This window comes from Labrenzia sp. THAF35, assembly GCF_009363595.1.
GTDB classification, from domain to species: Bacteria; Pseudomonadota; Alphaproteobacteria; order Rhizobiales; family Stappiaceae; genus Roseibium; species Roseibium algicola.
Genome location: NZ_CP045381.1, coordinates 202,389 through 222,143, shown reverse-complemented (window position 1 = coordinate 222,143; position 19,755 = coordinate 202,389). Strand labels below are relative to the sequence as shown.

General features: G+C 57.7%; 21 protein-coding genes. 12 read left to right on the top strand and 9 right to left on the bottom strand.

Going from position 1 to position 19,755, the window contains the following annotated elements:
* Window position 1: 1 nt before the first annotated feature.
* The 3 genes from FIU93_RS29380 to FIU93_RS29370 all read left to right on the top strand — a co-directional run bounded on the left by FIU93_RS29380 (window position 2) and on the right by FIU93_RS29370 (window position 5,718).
* Window positions 2–967, top strand: coding sequence for an ABC transporter substrate-binding protein (locus tag FIU93_RS29380; protein WP_152507877.1), 966 nt, complete (start codon window positions 2–4; stop codon window positions 965–967).
* Window positions 968–1,266: 299 nt separating this feature from the next.
* Entirely contained in the window at window positions 1,267–4,290 is a 3,024-nt protein-coding gene (locus FIU93_RS29375) for a condensation domain-containing protein (RefSeq protein WP_173017456.1), read from the top strand.
* A gap of 339 nt (window positions 4,291–4,629) precedes the next feature.
* Window positions 4,630–5,718, top strand: a complete 1,089-nt coding sequence (locus FIU93_RS29370; RefSeq protein ID WP_152507875.1) for a fatty acid desaturase — start codon at window positions 4,630–4,632, stop codon at window positions 5,716–5,718.
* A 273-nt stretch (window positions 5,719–5,991) separates the two neighbouring features.
* Here FIU93_RS29370 and FIU93_RS29365 read toward each other — a convergent pair whose 3' ends face one another.
* Together FIU93_RS29365 and FIU93_RS29360 are read right to left on the bottom strand one after the other, a co-directional pair.
* Window positions 5,992–6,699, bottom strand: coding sequence for a response regulator transcription factor (locus tag FIU93_RS29365; protein ID WP_152507874.1), 708 nt, complete (start codon window positions 6,697–6,699; stop codon window positions 5,992–5,994).
* Window positions 6,700–7,277: 578 nt separating this feature from the next.
* Window positions 7,278–7,502 carry a DUF4287 domain-containing protein gene (locus FIU93_RS29360; protein WP_023001383.1) on the bottom strand — a complete coding sequence of 75 codons (225 nt, stop codon included), beginning with the start codon at window positions 7,500–7,502 and terminating at the stop codon, window positions 7,278–7,280.
* A gap of 117 nt (window positions 7,503–7,619) precedes the next feature.
* Here FIU93_RS29360 and FIU93_RS29355 point away from each other — a divergent pair, with 117 nt between their 5' ends.
* The 7 genes from FIU93_RS29355 to FIU93_RS29325 all read left to right on the top strand — a co-directional run bounded on the left by FIU93_RS29355 (window position 7,620) and on the right by FIU93_RS29325 (window position 11,584).
* A complete protein-coding gene (locus FIU93_RS29355; protein WP_023001384.1) occupies window positions 7,620–8,141 on the top strand; it encodes a MarR family transcriptional regulator in 522 nt (173 codons plus the stop codon).
* A 95-nt stretch (window positions 8,142–8,236) separates the two neighbouring features.
* Window positions 8,237–8,614, top strand: a complete 378-nt coding sequence (locus tag FIU93_RS29350; protein ID WP_077294637.1) for a YciI family protein — start codon at window positions 8,237–8,239, stop codon at window positions 8,612–8,614.
* Window positions 8,601–9,854 carry an RNA polymerase sigma factor gene (locus FIU93_RS29345; protein ID WP_152507873.1) on the top strand — a complete coding sequence of 418 codons (1,254 nt, stop codon included), beginning with the start codon at window positions 8,601–8,603 and terminating at the stop codon, window positions 9,852–9,854. The genes FIU93_RS29350 and FIU93_RS29345 overlap by 14 nt, the downstream gene beginning before the upstream one ends.
* Window positions 9,855–9,925: 71 nt before the next feature.
* A complete protein-coding gene (locus tag FIU93_RS29340) occupies window positions 9,926–10,390 on the top strand; it encodes an SRPBCC family protein (protein WP_152507872.1) in 465 nt (154 codons plus the stop codon).
* An 11-nt stretch (window positions 10,391–10,401) separates the two neighbouring features.
* Entirely contained in the window at window positions 10,402–10,797 is a 396-nt protein-coding gene (locus FIU93_RS29335) for a DoxX family protein (protein WP_286202453.1), read from the top strand.
* A 254-nt stretch (window positions 10,798–11,051) separates the two neighbouring features.
* A complete protein-coding gene (locus FIU93_RS29330) occupies window positions 11,052–11,285 on the top strand; it encodes a type II toxin-antitoxin system CcdA family antitoxin (RefSeq protein ID WP_152507871.1) in 234 nt (77 codons plus the stop codon).
* Entirely contained in the window at window positions 11,285–11,584 is a 300-nt protein-coding gene (locus FIU93_RS29325; protein WP_152507870.1) for a CcdB family protein, read from the top strand. The genes FIU93_RS29330 and FIU93_RS29325 overlap by 1 nt, the downstream gene beginning before the upstream one ends.
* A gap of 37 nt (window positions 11,585–11,621) precedes the next feature.
* On the opposite strand, the gene FIU93_RS29320 is transcribed toward FIU93_RS29325, so the two are convergent.
* The 7 genes from FIU93_RS29320 to FIU93_RS29290 form a co-directional block, all read right to left on the bottom strand.
* Window positions 11,622–12,650, bottom strand: a complete 1,029-nt coding sequence (locus FIU93_RS29320; protein WP_152507869.1) for an ATP-binding cassette domain-containing protein — start codon at window positions 12,648–12,650, stop codon at window positions 11,622–11,624.
* Complete coding sequence (locus FIU93_RS29315; protein WP_152507868.1) at window positions 12,647–13,396, bottom strand: glycerophosphodiester phosphodiesterase family protein; 750 nt, start codon at window positions 13,394–13,396, stop codon at window positions 12,647–12,649. The genes FIU93_RS29320 and FIU93_RS29315 overlap by 4 nt, the downstream gene beginning before the upstream one ends.
* Before the next feature lie 12 nt (window positions 13,397–13,408).
* Window positions 13,409–14,218, bottom strand: coding sequence for a carbohydrate ABC transporter permease (locus FIU93_RS29310; protein ID WP_152507867.1), 810 nt, complete (start codon window positions 14,216–14,218; stop codon window positions 13,409–13,411).
* Entirely contained in the window at window positions 14,208–15,077 is an 870-nt protein-coding gene (locus FIU93_RS29305) for a sugar ABC transporter permease (RefSeq protein ID WP_152507866.1), read from the bottom strand. Before FIU93_RS29305 ends, FIU93_RS29310 begins: the two co-directional genes overlap by 11 nt.
* A gap of 70 nt (window positions 15,078–15,147) precedes the next feature.
* Window positions 15,148–16,404, bottom strand: a complete 1,257-nt coding sequence (locus tag FIU93_RS29300) for an ABC transporter substrate-binding protein (RefSeq protein WP_031269502.1) — start codon at window positions 16,402–16,404, stop codon at window positions 15,148–15,150.
* A 140-nt stretch (window positions 16,405–16,544) separates the two neighbouring features.
* On the bottom strand, window positions 16,545–17,429 hold the full coding sequence (locus FIU93_RS29295; protein WP_152507865.1) for a MurR/RpiR family transcriptional regulator: 885 nt from the start codon (window positions 17,427–17,429) through the stop codon (window positions 16,545–16,547).
* 122 nt (window positions 17,430–17,551) lie between these two features.
* Window positions 17,552–18,211, bottom strand: a complete 660-nt coding sequence (locus tag FIU93_RS29290) for a helix-turn-helix domain-containing protein (RefSeq protein ID WP_152507864.1) — start codon at window positions 18,209–18,211, stop codon at window positions 17,552–17,554.
* Window positions 18,212–18,311: 100 nt separating this feature from the next.
* On the opposite strand from FIU93_RS29290, the gene FIU93_RS29285 reads away from it, so the two are divergent.
* Together FIU93_RS29285 and FIU93_RS29280 are read left to right on the top strand one after the other, a co-directional pair.
* Window positions 18,312–19,037: a DUF1428 domain-containing protein gene (locus tag FIU93_RS29285; protein WP_152507863.1), complete on the top strand. Its 726-nt coding sequence runs from the start codon at window positions 18,312–18,314 to the stop codon at window positions 19,035–19,037.
* Complete coding sequence (locus FIU93_RS29280) at window positions 19,034–19,708, top strand: glutathione S-transferase family protein (RefSeq protein WP_152507862.1); 675 nt, start codon at window positions 19,034–19,036, stop codon at window positions 19,706–19,708. The genes FIU93_RS29285 and FIU93_RS29280 overlap by 4 nt, the downstream gene beginning before the upstream one ends.
* Window positions 19,709–19,755 lie beyond the last annotated feature (47 nt).

Sequence of the window (19,755 nt, the reverse complement as noted above, 5' to 3'; positions counted from 1 at the left end):
CATGCGTTTTCTCGTCTCCTGCGCAATCGCAGCCCTACTGGCGACAAGTCCGGTCCTTGCAGCCGAGCGCACCGTCACCGACGACACGGGCCGGAAGGTCACTATACCGGAGCAGCCCGAACATATCGTCGTCATGCACGAGCCGTTGCTCGGCATCCCGCTGATGGATCTCGGTCTCGATCTTACCGGCAGCTTCGGCCGGGCGGATGACGGCAGTTTCGTTATCGCAGTCGACTTCATCGACACCGTTCTCGGCGAAGGCAAAACAAAACCAAAGGGTTTCGGCCCCGTCGGGCAGCTCGACCTTGAAAAACTGAGAGCGCTGGAACCTGATCTGATCGTCGCGAGCGAACTGGATGCCGGCAAAGCCGATCAACTGGCCACTGTCGCGCCGGTCTATCTGCAGAATGTCGGCAGCTCGAAGGTCTACGGTTTTGATGTCGAGGAAGACCTCGCAGCTCTCGTCGGCCGGGAAGATGTCTTTGCCGCCCGCAAGGCGGCCTATGAAAAGCGCGTGGAAGATCTGCGCGCCAAACTGCCCTTCAATCCTGCAGGCAGGACCTACCTTCCCGTCTTTCTGACCGACCAGCTCAATGTTGTGGGCGATTCCTCCGGGATGGTTCAGGCACTGGAAGATCTCGGATACAGCCGTCTGGAAGTCGGCGCGCCGAGTGGCGCTTCTCCGGCAGGCGGTTCCATGATGCTCATGCCTTTGAGTGCGGAGGAATTCGGCAAGCTCGATCCTGATGTTCTTGTCCTGCTCAACAGCTACATGGCCGGCGGCCGCGATGAGGCCGGAACCCGTGCTTCGCTGAGCAAGATTGTTCCCGGTTGGGATCAATTCATGAAACCGGCCAAGGAAAACCGGATCCTGTTCGTCGATCCCGCCAAGGTGATTACGCCGAGCGTTGCAAGCGCGGAACACATGCTGGATGCGATCGCAGGCTGGAACGAGACGACGCAGTAAAACCGGTGCTGCTCAGTCTATCGGTTTTCTGCATCGAACATGCCCGGGCGGCACACCGAGTGCTTGCCCGGGTGTCTTGCCTTCTCCCGTCCAGAAATCATATCCGGCCCACCTGGATACCCGGACTTAAAAAACATGAGTATTTAGTACAAGTTTAATTGCTCCCGCTGGCTGTGCCTGCTAACAAATGCAACTCATATCCGCTTACTCAGTGAGCCCCCGCGTCGTCGGCCCGAATGGCTGCGGACGAGCTCCCAAGGCAAGCAATCAGCACGACACATGAGTATCGGGAGACTGACATGACCGGAGGCTTCGACCGCCTGTTGACAGCAACCGAGTTCGAGCGTTTCGACGCGGAACTCAAATCCCTGGACGGGTCAACCCAGCCTGCCGTCCCGGCTGGCCGTTTGCCGGAAAAAGGCCGGGAGCCGCACACCGTCACGCAGCATCAGGAACGGATCTGGCTGGCGCAACAGCAAGATCCGGACAAGGTGCTGCGACATGCCCAGACCTACCGGCTCGGTGGCACACCCGATATCGCACGCCTCGCCCGCGCCGTGGACGCGATGGTCGAAGCCCTTCCCGAGCTGGCGATGCGCTATCGCTTCAGTGACGAGGGAGAACTCGTGAAGTCCCTCTCGCACGGGCAGGACGGAACACTTGAAATCATCAAAGCTGAAAACCAGCAGGAAGCCGTTTCACTTGTCCTGGCCGCCCAGAAAGCACATTGGGACAGCGAAGCCGACCCCCCTTTCAAGGTGCTGCTGATCCTCTGCGGTCAAGCGGTGATCCTGGGCCTGCTCATGCACCGCATTCTCGAGGAGGTCTGTTCACCGGAAGATGTCCTGAGAAGTCTTGCGGCAACCTATGACAGCAAGGTCATTGCAGCACCGGCGCCGCATCAGGTGAAGCATTTCGAGCCTGATTTTCCCGGCCTTGCGCCGGTCACCTGGTTGCGACGGGGCGAAGGGTTGGCCGATACGGCCGTTATCGATTTCAACGGAACACCTGGTCTTCTGCCAACGGGCGACCGGCTTGCGCGGAGGTTCGGAACCATGCTCGAACCTGTCTTCAATCATGACCAGGTTTACTCTACTTCGGACCACACCACATTGCTGGCACGGGTTGGGGTTCGTTTCGCGCAATTCCTGTGCACGCTCGGCGGTCACGAACGGATCGAAGCCATTTTTCCGGCACGGCAGACAGGCAGCCTGACTGACCATTGCGGCGGTTTTGCCCGTTCGGACAGCTTTGCTGTTTCGGTTGAACGGGATACGTCTCCCGAAGATATTGAACGGCAAGTTCTGTCTCATCTGAATGCGGTTTCCAGATCGGAAAAACACGACAACAACGCACTGGCGGCGGACCTTCCAAAGGTCTGGATTCAACGGCTCGCCGATCCGAAAACCATCGTCCCGACAGACACACTTGCCTTCGACCGGATACCCCTGCCGACATATGAAGCCCGCCCCGATTTCGAGCTGGCAGTTGGCTTTGACACAGAAGGCAGGGCAATTCTTGAACTGGTCACGGGACAGAGGATCAGGCGACATGCCGGCAGTTTGGTGCTGGATCTGTTTTCCGAATACCTCCGGAACCCGGAAGGTCTTTCAATCGCGACGGGCAAGCAGCTTCTCCCGAGCGAAAGTGCCTGTGTTTCTGACGCTCCTTTCCACACACGGCAAGGAACTTCCCTCGACGTGACGGCCATTCAGGCGGCCATCCTGCAGGAGTTTCGGGATGCCCTCGCGGTTGCAGACCTCACACCAGACGACGACTTTTTCGATTTCGGCGGACATTCGCTGGTTGCCACCCGGATCATCGGCCGCCTGCTTCATGATCATGGCATAGAGGTTCGTTTCAACGATCTTTTCGGCAACCCCACAGCAGCAGGTCTTGCCCGGCACGCAACACTGGTCGATGGGGCCGGCGAAAGCGTTGGAAACCACAATGTCGAGATCAGAAACGGCAAGGCCAGCGACGCTGCCACACCTCTAGCTCTTGCGCAGATGTCGCTCTGGAAGATCTATTCGGCTCTTGGATACCGCGAGATTTTCAACTTGCCATTTGCCCTGGATTTTCTCGACCCCGTCGATGAAACCGTTTTCGAGGCCGCCTTTGGTGACCTGATGAAACGGCATGCCGCTCTCAGGACCCTCTACTTCGAAACGGAAGAAGGTGATGTCTTGCAGAAGGTTGTTCCCGTCGAGGAACTGGCGATCTACAAATGGTTCTGGACCAGTACGGAAAGCGCCGGTGCGGACCGCAATGCCGAAGCCATTTATTGCTTCGACCTTGCAAAGGAATTGCCGGTCAGGTTGCGGTTTCTCACCGATCCGGAAACAGGTCGGCAAGTGCTTTCGTTCCTGTTCCACCACCTCGCGCTCGACGAATGGTCCGTCAACCTGATGATGGACGAACTGGTTGAAGCCTACCGCGCACGCAGCCTTGGCGTTGCGCCCGAATGGCCGGACGAACCAGCACCTTTTCACGAGTTTGCCCGCAAGCAGGTGCAGTCGGGCGTCAATGCCGGGCACCTTGCCTTCTGGACGGACATGCTCGGTGATGCACCCAGGGAACTGGTTCTCTTCACCAACGAACCCAAACTCCCCGATGAACCCGCCACTGACGATTGTTCAGTCGCAGGCGGCTGGGTTGAAATGCGGCTGGAGAGCGACGTTTCCGAGGGGCTTTATGCCATTGCCAAGGAAAACAGTGCTTCCCTTTTCAACGTCGTCTATGGCGCGATTTCCGCCGCGCTTCAGGCCCTTGGGGGATTGTCCGATCTGGTGATCGGCACCTCTGCCGCGGGCCGTACGGACCCCGATTACTTCGACACGATCGGCTACTTCACCACTGTCGTCGCCCACCGGGTTCGCTTCGGAGACGATCCGACTGTCGGCACCCTGATCGGCAACATCAAGGACATGATCAACGGATCGATGCCCTTTACCGACATTCCGATCGACCTTGTGGAAGACGCCCTAGGCATGACGCCTGGAACGGACCACCTGTTCGATGTGTTCATTCAGATCCATGCGCAAAACAAGTTGAACGGCAACCTGCCAGCGCCGGATGGCGGTACCATCGCGTTTCGCCAGGTCGACCCGGACAAGCATGAATCCCATCTCGGACTGCAATTTGAAGTGATGGAAGAGGTCATCGACGGCAACCGCGCCATCCGCGTGCTGATGAGCTACCAGGCCAGGCGCTATTCGCCTGCGCAGTTAGAGGCAATCCGCGCTTCAGTCATGTCAATGTTCACGCAATTCTCGCGTGGTGATGCCTCCAACATGAATATTTCCCAACTGGCCAGGACCTGACCTTCTCACATCATCGGAAAAACACCTTCGGGCTGACAGCCCGAAGGCCTCCGGCCTCAGGCGCAGCTCCTGCAACCGCTGACCGCCTCCGGCTGGACTGACTTTCGTTTCACACCGGCGCGAGACGACGAATTTCTGAAATGAATTTGATAATCGGTGGTATTTCCGTCGATTTTTCTGAATAGTTTTCCGTAAATGCAAAAATAAGATTGTAGATGCGGCAGAAAACCTGCAGACCAACTTGACCGGCAACGTCGGTTTAATCGCTGCTCGATATCCACGGACGTCATTCCTGGAGAAACGATCAAACTCCGGAATACTGCGTGGAAGGCCGCATGAATGACCGTAACCTCTAATATTAGCGCGCCCGAGCTCAGCCACGGCTCTGAAAATCCGTCGTTGAAAAATCCAATTGCTGATCGCCAGAGCCGGTCCTGGATCGCAGCTCTTGCCAAATTCCGGAACATCAGTGCGCGCCGCAGCAGTTTCGAGATTGCAATCACGGTCCTCCCCTTCATTGCACTGTGGGGAATTACCGCGACACTCGTCTTGCACGGCTACTGGTTCGGGTTGATCCTGACGGTCCCGGCGGCGGGGTTTCTGGTCCGGCTTTTCATCCTGCAGCACGATTGCGGCCATGGGAACTTGTACGCCCGGCGCAGCATGAACGACTGGATCGGCCGGGTCATCGGGGTACTTACCTTTACCCCTTACGATTACTGGCGCCGAACTCACGCCATCCACCATGCCTCTGCCGGGAACCTCGACCGTCGCGGCGTCGGTGACGTCGATACACTGACCGTGCTCGAATACAGAGCCCTGTCCCGCTGGGGCCGCCTGCGCTACTGGCTCTATCGGCATCCGGTCGTCATGTTCGGGCTGGGACCTGCGTGGCTGTTCGTCGCCCAATACCGGCTTCCCTATGGCCTGATGCGCGCCGGAATGCAGCCCTGGGTGTCGACAATTGCGACAAATCTCGGGATCGCGGCACCGTTTGCGCTCATGATCTGGCTGGTCGGCGCAAGCACCTTTTTCCTAGTGCAGGTCCCGATTACTCTGATGGCAGCCAGCGCCGGTGTTTGGCTCTTCTATATCCAGCACCAGTTCGAAGAGACGCATTGGTCTGAGGAAAGTGACTGGGATTTCCAACATGCCGCGCTTGAAGGCAGTTCACACTACGACCTGCCGCCCCTGTTGCGCTGGTTCTCCGGAAATATCGGCATCCACCACGTGCACCACCTGTCTCCCAAAATTCCCTTCTACCGGCTGTCTGAAGTCCTCAAGGAACATCCGGAACTGCGCAATGTCAGCCGACTTACTTTGCGTCAGAGCCTTGGCTGCGTGAAGCTGGTCCTGTGGGACGAAAACGCAAAGCGCCTTGTCTCCTTCCGCGATGAGCGGCTAGCAAGACTGGCCGCCCCGGCCTGACCGGGTTCGAAGCGGCAAAGCCCGTCAGGAGCGTCCTGAAAAAGGACCAATGAAACAACGAGGCGTGACGGACACCACGATCGCGCGCTCAAAGCGACGGGACAACCGCAGCATGAGGCAAGTTGTATCTAAATGGAATTACGATAACTACAGATACAATTTTCAATAATCTTCACACCAGCACCTCGACAACGCCCATAGACTTGTTTCAGCCAATTTATATTCAGCAGATTGGACCATTCCCAGTCGTTGGCAGAGTTTTCGAATTTCGACCTAACCGTTACCACCGGCGGATCGATGTATCTGAAGATATGCAGCAGCTGCTTCAGTCCTGTTTGATACGCCCATCTTCGAAATGATGTGGTGAATGTGAAGTTTGATCGTGTGCTCCGACAGCGAGAGATTTGCAGCAATATGCTTGTTTTGCTGCCCTCGTGCGATCAACTCCAGCACTTCCCGCTCTCTGGGTGTCAGCGAACTTACGATGTGTGCCCCGGACACGCCGCTGGCAGCAGTCGCCTTGCGAGCCTTTTCCAGCTGCATGCTCCTGTCGATCTCGAGAAGTTCGACAAGATCCGGCGGCATGTAGGAGCCACCATGCAACATGATCTGGATCGCATAGAGCCAAAGATCCAGACGGAGGTTCATGGGTATGACGTTATTGATGATACCGGTTTTCAGACATTTTCGAATGTGCAGCTTGGATGTGTACTCACCGTTATAGGTTAGACACAGGATGGCATTGGGATACGTGTCCTGGAACACTTGCAACAAGTCGGGATTCATCGCGCCGAAGGCTTCATCAACCAGGATCAGGGAAGGCAAAACACCTTCCTGTTCGGCCTTTTCAACCAGGACATCCCAGTCAGTTGAAACCTGCACAACGAGACCCGGCAGCTCCCGAACCAATGAATTTTCCAATGGTTTAGGCAATTTCTCCCTGGGACCTATAAAAAATAAGTAACGCAAATGCTCGGACATAGAACGTCTCCCGAAGGACCATGACCAGCTCTATTGATTACGTAAAGGAATTTCGGGTCATGACTCGGCTAAAAAGGATCAATGGATTTTAAATTTCAGCCAACACTTTAGGGCAATTAGTCTACACCGGGGAAAAAATCAGTGACATAAATCATTATATCTAATCGCACAGATATCATCGCTGCAATTTCTTCTTTTTATTCAGAATACAAAAGCCTTCACCAAAAGCAACACTCGACACGGACGAACATATTTAATGCAATTACAGTCGAAATCACCTCAGTTTCATTGATTTTTTCATGTAGGTTTTGATTATGACCAAACGCTTCTCCAGGCAAATATTTAGCCGGAGAATTCAACTGGCAATATATCTTCAAACCGCCACTTAAACGCTAAAGCTTACCTGTTTCCGCGTGGCACTTAAAATGCTTGAGAAGCACAACCAGCAAACAAACAAATCGGTGAAGACTGACCGGCTTTTGCCTGTCGCTCCGCTGGCGACATCCTGGGTGGTGGAGGCGATCTCATCTTTAGCGGCGCGCACTTGAAAACAGGCCCATCACCGCTCAAGCAATCGATCACTTCTTGTCTTCAGAGAGCGTGGCCGCGACGATCGCATTTGCATGTCCGTGCCCAAGCCCGTGCTCTGTTTTCAGAAAGTCGACAATTTCCATGTGCTTCTTTCCGGCCTGGGCGCGCACGAGAGCTTGCCACTCGCCGATAGGCTTGCCGTATTTCTTTTCGATAGACGGAAAGTACGACGCCGGCCCCTTCACCTTGGCGACCTGATCTTTTTCAGCCACCGCACTCTCCTCTCGTGATGCATGCAACGCCCGAGACCAAGCACCTGACGTCGCCGGGTTGATTTATCTTGCGCGAAAGATAAACTGAATTGTCTCGCACGCAAGATAAAATCGAGAATGAGCAAAAACGATACGGATCACGTTGAACGCCGACGCCGGCAATGGGAGCTGGAGTTGCCAGAGGTTGATACGCGCGGCATGGCAATCCTTGGCCGCGCACGAGTGATCACCCATTTGGCCCGGCCGGGCATCGAGGCCATTTTCTCAAGACACGGCCTCGATAGCCGGGAATTCGACGTTCTATCGACGCTGCTGCGCTCCGGATCACCTTATCAGCTTCGCCCCACTGAACTGTTCAATTCCCTGATGCTTACGTCAGGAGGGCTAACTGGCATTCTGGCTCGCCTGGAAAGGGCCGGATTGATCGAAAGGCCAAAGGACCTTTCAGACGGCCGGAGCTCGCCCGTCCGCCTATCCAAGAAGGGGATGGACCTAATCCGGTCCGCTTTCAAGGAAGACATGGCTCACGAAGCCCGATTGATTGACTGCCTCACAGATGAGGAACAGCGCACGCTTTCGGCATTGTTGGGGAAGTTGACGAAGGCTCTGGAAGGATCGGAAGGCGGTCGCAAGAGCTGAAAGGCCAAACAGCCTTACTGCTCTTGCCAAAAAACTATCCGTAATGTCGCAATTCGAATGTCAGAACCGTCCTTGTAACTATGGAACCGTTTTTCATGTTGTACATGCTGCTTTGCTATAATGATGAAGAGGTCACCTCCGCGTGGAGTGACGAGGAAGACGCCGCTGTCATGAAACGGCTGCAGGTCGTCCACGAGAAGTGGGCTGATCAGTATGAGCTGGCTGCCCGCCTCATGCCCACCAAAACGGCCTCTACCCTCCACAAGAAGGAAAATCTCGTTACCGATGGCCCCTATGCGGAGACCAAGGAACAGCTGCTCGGCTTTTATCTGGTCGAGGTTGAGGATCAGCAGCAGGCCCTGGACTTTGCCAGAGACCTTACCGAAGCCAACCCAGGTGGAGCCTATGAACTGAGGCCGGTCAAGAGCTTCCACCCGGGCACCACGACTGACACCGACAATGCAACCGCCTGATCTCACATGGATTGACAGCAAATTGACTACCTCGCGGCCACGGGTGATGGCCGCATTGCTCCGGTATTTTCGTGATCTGGATCTGGCCGAAGAAGCCTTTCAGGAAGCCTGCCTGCGCGCCTTGAAAAACTGGCCGGACAACGGACCGCCGCGAAACGTGGAAGGATGGCTGATCACCGTCGGCCGCAACCTGACGCTGGACGTGCTGAAACGAGAGGCAAGGACCTCCGGCCTGCCCCCCGAAGACGTTCTGTCGAACGTGGAGGATGCCGAACCGGACCTGGTTGAACGGCTCGATACGGCGGACTACCGTGATGACATCCTGCGCCTCCTGTTTATCTGCTGTCATCCGGATCTGCCGGCAACCCAGCAGATCGCGCTTGCATTGCGCATCGTATCCGGCATTCCGGTTGGTGACATCGCCCGGGCATTTCTGGTCGGCGAACACGCGATGCGGCAGCGGATCACCCGTGCAAAGGCGACGATAGCCAACGCTGGCGTGCCGTTCGAGACACCGGATCAGGCAGAGCGGGCAAACCGCCTGGCGGCTGTATCCGCGATGATTTATCTCGTCTTTAGCGAAGGCTACAGCGACCCTGATCCGGCTGGCGAGCGCTCGGGTCTGTGCCACGAGGGTATTCGCCTGGCCAGGCTGCTGTTGCGGATGTTTCCTTCCGACCCGGAACTCATGGGACTGCTTGCGCTCATGCTGTTGCAGCATTCCCGTCAAGAGACGCGAGTTGACGCAAACGGCCTGTTGGTCCTCCTGGAAGATCAGGACAGATCACGATGGAACCGGCCCATGATAGCCGAAGCCCTCGTCCTCATAGACAAGGCGATGCTCCGCCGCGGACCGGGGCCCTATCAGATACAGGCGGCAATCGCTGCTCTGCATGCGCGTGCTGCGACACCGGAAGACACCGACTGGAAAGAGATCGACCAGCTATACGCCGCACTCGAGCGTCGCTCGCCATCTCCCGTTGCCACACTCAACCGTGCCGTTGCGGTGTCGAAAACGGAAGGGGCCGAGGCTGCGTTGCAGATGATCGAACCGCTCTCAGTCAAACTTAGCGGATATTTCTATTTTCATGGCGCGCGTGGGGCGCTGCTCAAGCAACTGGGGCGGACAAGCGAGGCACGCTGCGCATTTGATCAGGCCATTGCCCTTGCCGGGACTGTTGCGGAAGCCGCTCATATTCGCCAACAGCTCGACCAGATGACAGGCCTTGAAAAAAACTGAACTCATTTGTCGCACGTGCCCTCCTTCATTCGTCCTTGAGCTATCAACAACAGCGCAATGGACGAAATCAGATGTCAGAACAACAGCATGCACTCGAACTGATCCTTGATCTGGATGCTCCGCGAGAAAAACTCTGGCGTTGCTGGACGGAGCCGAAACTGCTTGAAAAGTGGTTCTGTCCCAAGCCCTGGTATGTCTCCGATGCCCGTATCGATCTGCGGCCCGGCGGCGAGTTTTCCTGTCGCATGCATGGTCCAAACGGCGAGGAATTCCCAAATACCGGTGTCTTTCTGGAAGTCGTTCCAAACGAACGTCTGGTCACCACCGACGCATTCCATCCCGGCTGGAAACCAACCGGCCGCCCCTTCATGGTGGCTGAGGTAACCTTTGAAGATCTGGGTGGTGGCCGGACCCGTTACCACGCTCAGGCTCTGCATTGGACGAAGGAAGCGAGGGAAGAACACGAACGGATGGGGTTTCACGAAGGCTGGGGCAAGGCTGCCGAGCAGCTTGAAGAACTTGCCAAGTCTATCTGATGGAGCGCGAAATGAGTAACGGGACCACCATGCATTGGGCAGGCCGCATTCTGACGGGCCTTTTCGCCCTGTTCATGCTGGGCGCTTCCATTGCGCCGAAGCTGCTCCATCTGCCTGTAGCCGAAGACACGCTGGCCGAACTTGGCTGGCCTTCGGGGTACGCATTTCCGATTGGCTTGATCGAACTGGCCTGTCTTGTTCTTTACCTCATTCCGCGCACCAGCGTGTTAGGAGCAATCTTGATGATGGGCTTGCTCGGCGGTGCCATGGCAACCCAGATCCGGGCCGGGTCACCCCTGTTCAGCCATGTGCTGTTCAGTCTTTATCTGGGCCTGTTCATGTGGGGTGGCCTGTGGTTACGCGCTCCGGACCTGCGCAGGTTGTTCCCGTTGCGGGGATGGACTTGAACTGACACTCCCGATCAATCGAGAAAGAGCCTGTCCAAGGGAAACTCTTGCCGCTCACTGGCCTTGTCCCCTTCCCAGTGTCCCTTCGTGAAAGGATACTCGTCTTCCTGGACAGTAAGGGCGCTTCGCGTTGGACAGGTCTTTCTCGAGGCCATCGGCATCTCAATTTTCAATGCGCATTTATAATGCGCATTGAAAATGCGTAAGCGTGCCGCTATTATCCGGGCACCGGGTATGAATGGTTTGGAAACACGATGGCACGCGTTCACGCACGCAAAGCGACCAATTTGACAATTGACATGACGCTGGTTGGTTCGGCGAAGGAACTGGGCGTGAATATTTCCCAGGCAGCCGAAGAAGGTATCCGGCGCGCGGTTTCACAAGCCCGGGCGGAACGGTGGAAACTGGAAAACAGGGCAGCCCTGAACAGCTCCAACGACTTTGTCGACGAACACGGTCTGCCGCTTGAAGCGAGACGCCTGTTTTAATGGCCAGAAATCAGCTCTACCGGCTGAAACCGGACAGCGTTCTGGTGCTGGATGTGCAGGCTGACCTTCTGGAAAGCCTCAACACACGCGTCGTCGTGCCGCTTTTGCCCAGGACTCGCGCACCGGTGCCCGCGGCCTACCTGAATCCGATATTCGGCTGGGAGGGCGAGGAATACGTCATGGCGACCCAATTCCTCGCCGCCGTGGCGGTTTCCCAGCTGGGAGACCCGATCGGCGGCCTCGACGAGAACTTTGCGGAAATTACCCGCGCGCTGGACACCCTGTTCCAGGGCTTCTGATTACCGGTTCAGCCGGTTTCAAAAGACGCCGTACCGCTCAAGCCATTTCCACCCGGCTTTCACTTGCTGCATCGAAGTAGATGGCCTGATCGGTGTCATAGCCGATCCAGACGGTTTCGCCTCCGGAGGTCATGTCATGCCGCGGGGCGGTCACGATCAACCTGCCGACGTCGCTTTCACAATGCAGGACCAGATTGGCTCCGGTCATCTCCGAAAAGACAATCCGTGCGGGGATCGCGGGAACGTCCGGTGACGAGGTGTGTACCTTCATATGCTCCGGCCGCATGCCGACCGTGAGGCCTGTTCTGCCGGACCAGAAGGGCAAGGTTTCTATGGGCAGAAAATTTGTCGGCAGCATTCCGAGGAACCCGGCGACGAAGCGGTTCGCCGGCCGGTCGTAGATCGTGCCGGGCGTGTCGAACTGCAGAAGATCTCCATCTTTCAGGACGGCGATCCGATCCGCCAGGGAAAGGGCTTCACCCTGATCGTGGGTTACGTAAACGACAGTCGCCCCCAGTTGCCGGTGGAGCTCCTTGATTTCCGAACGCATGGCAACCCGCAGGGCGTTATCAAGATTGGACAGCGGCTCGTCCATCAGGAAGATGGAACTGTTGCGCGCCATGGCCCGGCCCATCGCGACCCGCTGACGCTGGCCGCCGGACAGGGCGCCCGGCTTTCGGTCGAGATAAGGATCAAGCTTCAACGTTCTGGCCACTTCCTCGGCTCGGGTGTTGCGCTCTGACTTGGCGACGCCGCGCAACTCCAGACCAAAGGCAATGTTCTGGCGCACGTTCATATGCGGATAGAGGGCGTAATTCTGGAAGATCATTGCAATGTCCCGATCCTGCGGCGCAACGTCATTGACGCGTTTGCCACCGATGCGGATATCGCCCTGATCGCATTTCTCCAGGCCGGCGATGAGGCGTAGCAGCGTGGATTTTCCGCAGCCCGACGGGCCGACGATCACGATGAATTCCCCGGCTTGCATGTCCAGCGAAACACCATGCAGAACTTCCGGTCCGCCAGGATAGGATTTGCGGATATCTGTCAGTTCTATCCCGCTCATGACCGCCCCTCCCCCTGCCAGCGGTTCCGGATCGCGATCGCAAGGCTGGGCCGGTCAGTAGTGAAAACCTTCACACCGAGCCGGAGCGTCTTTTCGATTTGCGCACAGGTATGTGCTGCCCAGCAGCCGAACTGAAGTCCGGCATTCTCGACAGCAGTCATCAACTCTTCATCTGCGCAATCGACATGAACACCGATTTCCGGGATCCCATGAGCCTTTGCCACTTCGAGTGTGCCTGCGGCTCCCAGTTGCTGAAGAACCGGCGGGCTGACAAGCCATAGTCTTGGCCGCTCTGTTGCCCTGGCCAGCTCGTCCTGTGTTTCGACCAGAAAGGAGGAAAAAACCGTACGCTCCAGCATGCCTTCTGCGGCAAGCATTGCGACCACCTTAGGAACGAAGTCGGCATACGGCCTGCGATCCGGGCCAGGCTTGATCTCGCAGCGGAAGCCAACGGCACTGCGCCGGTAAATCGCGCAGAGCTCCTGGAGGGACAGCGGATGGCCTCCCGCGCCGTAATCGATCGTTGCCGAGCGAACCTCGGCCTCGCGCAGATCGCAGATCGCGCCGGATCTGTCAGTCGTTCGCTCGAGTGTCGCATCGTGGTGGACCATGATGGCGCCATCTGTCGTCGGGTGCAGGTCGAATTCGACTTCCTCAAGCGCCATCCGCGCAGTGGCTTCGAAGCCCGCCGGTGTGCTGTCGCCAAACTCCAGGGTGCCGCCGCGATGAGATGCAATACGTGTCATTGAAACTTCCATTTACTTGACCGCACCCATGGTGATGCCACGCACCAGGTGCCGTTCGACGAATATGAAACCGAGCAGGACGGGAAGAATTGTGATGGTGGAAGCCGCCATCACCAGCGGCCAATTGATTACGTCTTCACCCGGGTTGACCCGGTAGAGACGCGCAAGACCGATCTGGAGCGTGTAGAGGTCTTCATCACCAACTGCCACCAGCGGCCAGATGTAGCTGTTCCATTCCGTGATGAAGATGAACAGCCCCATGGAGAATATGGCCGGGCGGGCAATCGGCACGATTACGCGCCAGAGCACCTTGAGCGGTGTTGCTCCGTCCATATAGGCCGCTTCATCCAGGGCGATCGGAATGCCGCGGATGTACTGCCGCAAAAAGAAAGCCGCGAAACCGTTGGAAATCGCCGGAAGAATGAGCCCTGCATAGGTGTCCAGCAACCCCACCTTTGCAAGGGTCAGGTAGTTCGGGATCAGCGAGATATGGCTGGGGATCATCAGGGTTGCCACCACGGCCGCAAACAGCAGGTTGCCGCCAGGAAAACGAAACCTGGCAAAGGCAAATGCGGCCATTGTCGACACCGTCAGGGCAATGAACGTGACCAATCCCGATACGACGATGCTGTTCAGCAGATAGCGGGCAAAATGGTATTGCCCAATGGCCAGTTCGTAATTCTCCAGGGAGAACTCGAATTTGCCAGTGTAATAGGCGTCCACCGTCTGGAACGACATGAAGACCGAATAGAGCGCCGGAGACAGGAACAGAAGGCCGGCAATCAGTGCAAGCCCTGCGAGGATGCGGCTGTCAGGCTTCATAATGCACCCTCCGGCCCAGAACCCGTGCCTTGAAGAGGGCCAATGCCATCAACAGCACGAAGAGCACAACGGCCAGTGCAGAGCCCTGCCCGATATCGAACAACGTGAAGCCGACACGGTAGAGCATGTTGACCAGCATGTCGGTGGCCCCCGCCGGACCACCCTTGGTCATGACGTCCACGACGGTGAACACCTGAAAGGCCTCGATCACCGAGACGACAAGCAGGAAATAGGTTGTCGGCATTACCAGCGGAACGGTTACACGGCGGAAGACGCGGCCTTTCCTGCCGCCATCGACGGCGGCGGCGTCATAAAGTTCCTGCGGGATTGCCTGAAGCCCGGCGATGTAAATGACGATATCGTAGCCGAGCTGCTTCCAGGTGTTGACGATGATCAGCACCCAGAGCGCGAGCTGCGGGTCCTGAAGCCAGGGAACCTTGCCGAAGCCGAGAGTTTGCAGGAAGGCATTGATCATGCCGTAGTCCGTCGCGAACAGCCAGGAAAACACCACCGCGATGGAAACGGTGGACGTAACAGACGGCAGGAACAGCGCGCCGCGCAGAATACGGGACGGCAGAGCCTCCCGGACCAGGTAACTTGCAACCACAAGCGCAAGGCAAAGCCGGATCGGAACGGAAATGACGGCAAAGATCGCAGTCACCTTGAGCGAGTTCCAGAACTCGTGGGACGAGAACAGCAGCCGGTAGTTTTCGAAACCGACAAGGGGCATCGTCGGCGACAGGAAATCCCATTCCCGGAAGCTGAGATTGAGACTGGCTGCAATCGGAATGTAGGTGAACACCGCGATGAAGGAGATCAGCGGCAGCACCAGAATATAGGGTATCAGGCGGGACAGCATCGGAAACGGCTCCGGAGACACCGGGCTTCTTCTGGAAGCCCGGTGCTGATGTCGAAAGAAAATCGGGCGATCAGTTGGTGCGCTCGGCTTCCTTTCGGGTGCGGTCCGCGAAATCCTTCAAGGTTTCCGTGACATCACGCTGACCGAGGGCCATGGCCTGCCACATGTCGTATTCGGTTGCGCGCATCCAGGTGACCACCGGCGGGCGCGGACGGCCACGGGCGAAGTCCAGCTGGTCGATCGCAACCGTGATGCCGGGCTTGTCCTGAACGGCGGCGGCGGCCAGCGGCTGTTTGGCGGTATTCTTGTTGATCGGCATGTAGCCGGTGCCGGAGAACCAGGTGGCGTTGGACTCGGGTGAGGCGGCAAAGCTGATGAACTTGTAGGCGGCGTCCTGTGTTTCCTTGTCGGCTGACGACAGAATGCCGATACCTGCCCCACCGATCGGCACGGCGCACACCTTGTTGCAAGGCATCGGACGAACGGCAAGGTTATCGCCGAGCGCCTTCTTGGAGCGACCGTAGTTGCCGGTTGAATTCAACATGATGCCGACCTTGCCGGCCAGGAAGGCATCCCTGCCGTTGTTTTCCTTGGTCACGCCGTCGGCAGAGGCAACCTTGTGCTCATGTACCAGCGAGGCCATCCATTCATAGGCTTCGATCGTGTTCGGGCTGTCGATCAGGATCTCGCCGGTCTTGCTGTCGATCAGGTCACTGTCGTTATCCATGATGAGACCCCAACGTGCGAACTGGCCCGGTGCGGCAATGCCCGTGATGCCTTCGTCGCCCAGCTTCTCGGTAATCTGTTTGGATACCGCCAGAAGATCGTCGTAGGTCTTGAGCGCCGGCTCTTCGGCAAAGCCGGCCCGCTCGAAGATCTCCTTGTTGTAGTAGAGCACCGGCGTGGAAGAATTGAACGGCACGATGTAGTTCTTGCCCTCAAAGACGCCGACTTCGCGGGCAAAATCGAACAGGTCGTCCTTGAGCGGGTCGTTGTTGACCTTTTCGGTCAGATCCAACAGCACGCCGCGGTCAGCGAAGAGACCATACCGGGTAACTTCCATGATCACCGCGTCCGGCGCCCGGCGCGCCGGGATGGCAGCCTGGAGCTTGGCGACGATATCATTGTAGTTGCCGATGAACTGGGCATCGATCTTGATATCAGGGTTGGCAGCCTGAAAGTTCTCGATGATCTCGCCAAGCGCTTCGCCGCCGCTCCCATCGAAGCTGTGCCAGAATTCAACCGTGACGTCCGCCTGCGCGGCACCGACGCTGCCAGAAAGGCCGATCAGGCCCGCCAACAGCACTTTCTTCAAATTCTTCAACATGGAGTCATCCTTGTCAGAGTGAACTATTTCCGTTTGCGCACGAGACTTTGCCGCCGGTTCCAACGGCGGTCTTTTTTGGTTTGTTCAGCGACTTCCGTGTCCGGCCCCGCTTCCGGGAAGGGGCAGGTTTGCTGGCGAACTCATCTGCGCCAGCGTGGCGGCAGCGATTGACGAAATGCCTTGAATTCCTCCAGGGACCGGATCGATCTACCGCCATCGATACCGGCCAGATCGAGAATGACCGCGTTGGCAATGGTCATCGGCACGACCAGCGACTGGGATTCGCCCGCCTCACCGCGCGAGGCGCAGATCTGATGATCGGGCGCGGGGTCGAACCGGGCCGCGAGCAGGTCCGTCAGCGCCAACCTTGTCACGCCGCGCATGGACGCAATCCCGTTTGCATCGCTGATTTGCTGGGAAGGGCGGCGGAACGCGAGCAGCCAGACGACATCGTCCGGTGAGAGCCTGTTCAGCATCTCGGCAAAGTGATGGGTGCGGTCGCCAAGGTCGGCGGCATCATAGCCGGAGCGCTGCAAGCGCAGGGCAATCAGTGAGGACAGGCTCGCGGCATGACCGCGACCGAAAATGAAGATCTTGCGGGCATCGCGCAGGGCTTCGGAGAAGGCGCGGATATCGCTGTCGGGGACGGCAGTACGCAAGGCCTCGAGGGCGGCAATTTCACTGTCGAGCACGGACGACAGCACTTGCCCTTCTTCCGCCCGCACCAGACGGGCCGCCATGCGGGCGGCCGGGTTCTCGAAGTCGTTGCCTTCCTCAACCAGATTTGCCTGCAGGTAGGCTCGAAATTCCGGATAACCTTCAAAGCCGAGCCGCTTGGCCAGACGCACCGCTGCGGCGGGATGCACGCCCGCGCGAAGGGACACTTCCTTGCCGTTTTCGATGGCGGCTCGGATCGGGTCCTTGACCAGCACATCGAGTAGACGGGTATCGGACCCCGTCAGCCGGGAGGCGTTGCGGGTGATGAGATCGGACAGGAAACCGGAGGATGGCACAGGTTTTGACATGCCATCGTTCTAGTTTTGCAATTTGAATTGCAGGCTACAGTTCGATGAAATTTTTATTACAAAGCCCGGAGCCGGTACAGGTACTGGCACGGGCGACAGCACCAACTGGCCCTCCGGCCAACTCAGGCCTTCCGTTGCAGTTTGAACCGCGAGACGAATTCAGCAGCAAGGGACGCGTCTCCCGACACCTCGACCACGCCTTTGGCGATCAGATCCGCAAGCGGAACTGACCCATAAACGGCTGAAGCCATCCGGTTGCCGTTGCCGGAAAGCACAAAGGGCGTGTCAGGACGGGAAACCGCCTTGGTGTGAACCCTGCCGGAGCTCAGCTGCATCTCGAATGCCTCGCCCTTGAAATCGAATCCGGCAAGCGCGTCTCTTTGCGCCGCAGCCTCCGGAACGACGTTGACACCCATGGATATCATCAAGGCAGACGGGCTGATGAAACGCGTCGGATCGTGACCGGGCACCAGCAACGCCCACCGGCACAGCGATTCCAGCACAGGCAGCAGAGCCTGGCCCGCCTCCGTCAGGGAATACACCCCCAGTCGCTCGTCGTGTTCGATAACATCGACCTCGACGAGCTGTGCAAGACGGCCGGTCAGAACACTCGCGGTTATGCCCGGCAACCCGGCGCGGATCATCTGAAAGCGTTTTGCGGAAAACATAAGCTCGCGCACGACGAGCAGAGCCCACCTGTCACCTATTAGGTTCAGGGCGTGGGCGGCCAGGCACCCCTCGTCATAACGAAGGCGCGTTGTTGTTTTTGTCTCTTTGGTCATTTTTTCATACTGGCAGTTGTTTTTTCATACTAACGCTGTCACGATAATGCTGCAACCGGGATGTTCCCATCATCCCGACAAAAAGGAGGAAATGATCGCCATGTCCTATTTCACAGGTGCGGTAGCGGCTGTTCCGGCCGCAAACAAGCAGAAATATGCCGACCACATCGCCGCTGCCTGGCCTCTGTTCAAATCCTACGGCGCCACCCGCATGGTCGAAACCTGGGGTGTTGATGTTCCGAAGGGCAAGGTTACGGACTTCTACGGCGCCGTCGATGCCAAGGAAGACGAGGCAATCGTGTTTTCCTGGATCGAATGGCCGGACAAGGCTGCTGCCGATGCTTCCTGGGAAAAGATGCAGAACGACCCTGCCATGAAGGAAATTCCGGAAATGCCCTTCGATGGCAGCCGGATGATCTTCGGCGGATTTTCCCCTGTCTATGAGGCAGGCAGGCACAGCGACGCTGGCTATTATCAGGGGTTTCTGCTGGCGGTGCCCGAAACGAACAAGAAGGCCTACGCCGAGATGGCGGACGAAGGCTGGAAGATGTTCGAGAAATTCGGCGCTCTCGGGATGATCGAAAACTGGGGCACGGATGTACCGCGCGGCCAGAAGACCGATTTCTACCGGGCCTCCAAGGTGGAAGACACCGAAGTGCCCGTCTTCAGCTGGGTTGCCTGGCCGGACCGCGCCACATGTGATGCCGCTGCCAAAGAAATGGAAGCGGGGATGGCCGACATGGACATGTCCGCAATGCCTTTCGACGGAATGCGGATGATGTGGGCCGGCTTCGATCCGCTCTTCGACTCGGAGAAAGCCGCATGACCCTTACCCTCTACACCTTCGACTGGCTGCCGGAGTTTCCACGCGGGTTCGTGCGGGATCTACGGGTCCGCTGGGGCCTGGAGGAGATTGGTCGCAGCTACCAGGTTGCGACCGTGCCCGCACACCCCAAGAGCACCGAACACCGCAAGCTGCAGCCATTTACGCAAGTGCCCGTAATCCAGGACGGTGAGCAGACGCTTTTCGAAAGCGGAGCGATCCTTGTCTACCTTTGCGAAGGCACCCCGTTGCTGCCGGACGAGCGGAAAGCGGAAATCTGGCAGTGGCTGTTCGCCGCGCTGAACACGGTTGAATTGTCGGTGATGCACTGGGTCAGCATGATCCTGGCCGGGCGGGTCCCGGAATTCTTCGGCCCTCCTCCGGCAGCTGACGTCAGGGCTCACGCCAAGGCAGACATGGAAACCAAGCTGACTGCGCTACAGCTGGCTCTGGGCGACAAGGAGTGGCTCGACGGTGACTTCTCCGTCGCCGACATCGCGATGGTGGACGTGCTGCGCGTGGTCGCGGCCGAAGAGGCCCTTGATGCCCATCCGCATCTTGCAGCCTATGTCGAACGGGCAACATCCCGCCCCGCTTTCAAGAAGGCCATGGCAGATCACATGCAGCATTGGCAGGCGGCGGACGCCGAACAAGCGAAACGCAGCACGGGCTGACGCGGGCTTTTCCGCAAACAATGTCATGTCGCCTCTGGATCTTTGAG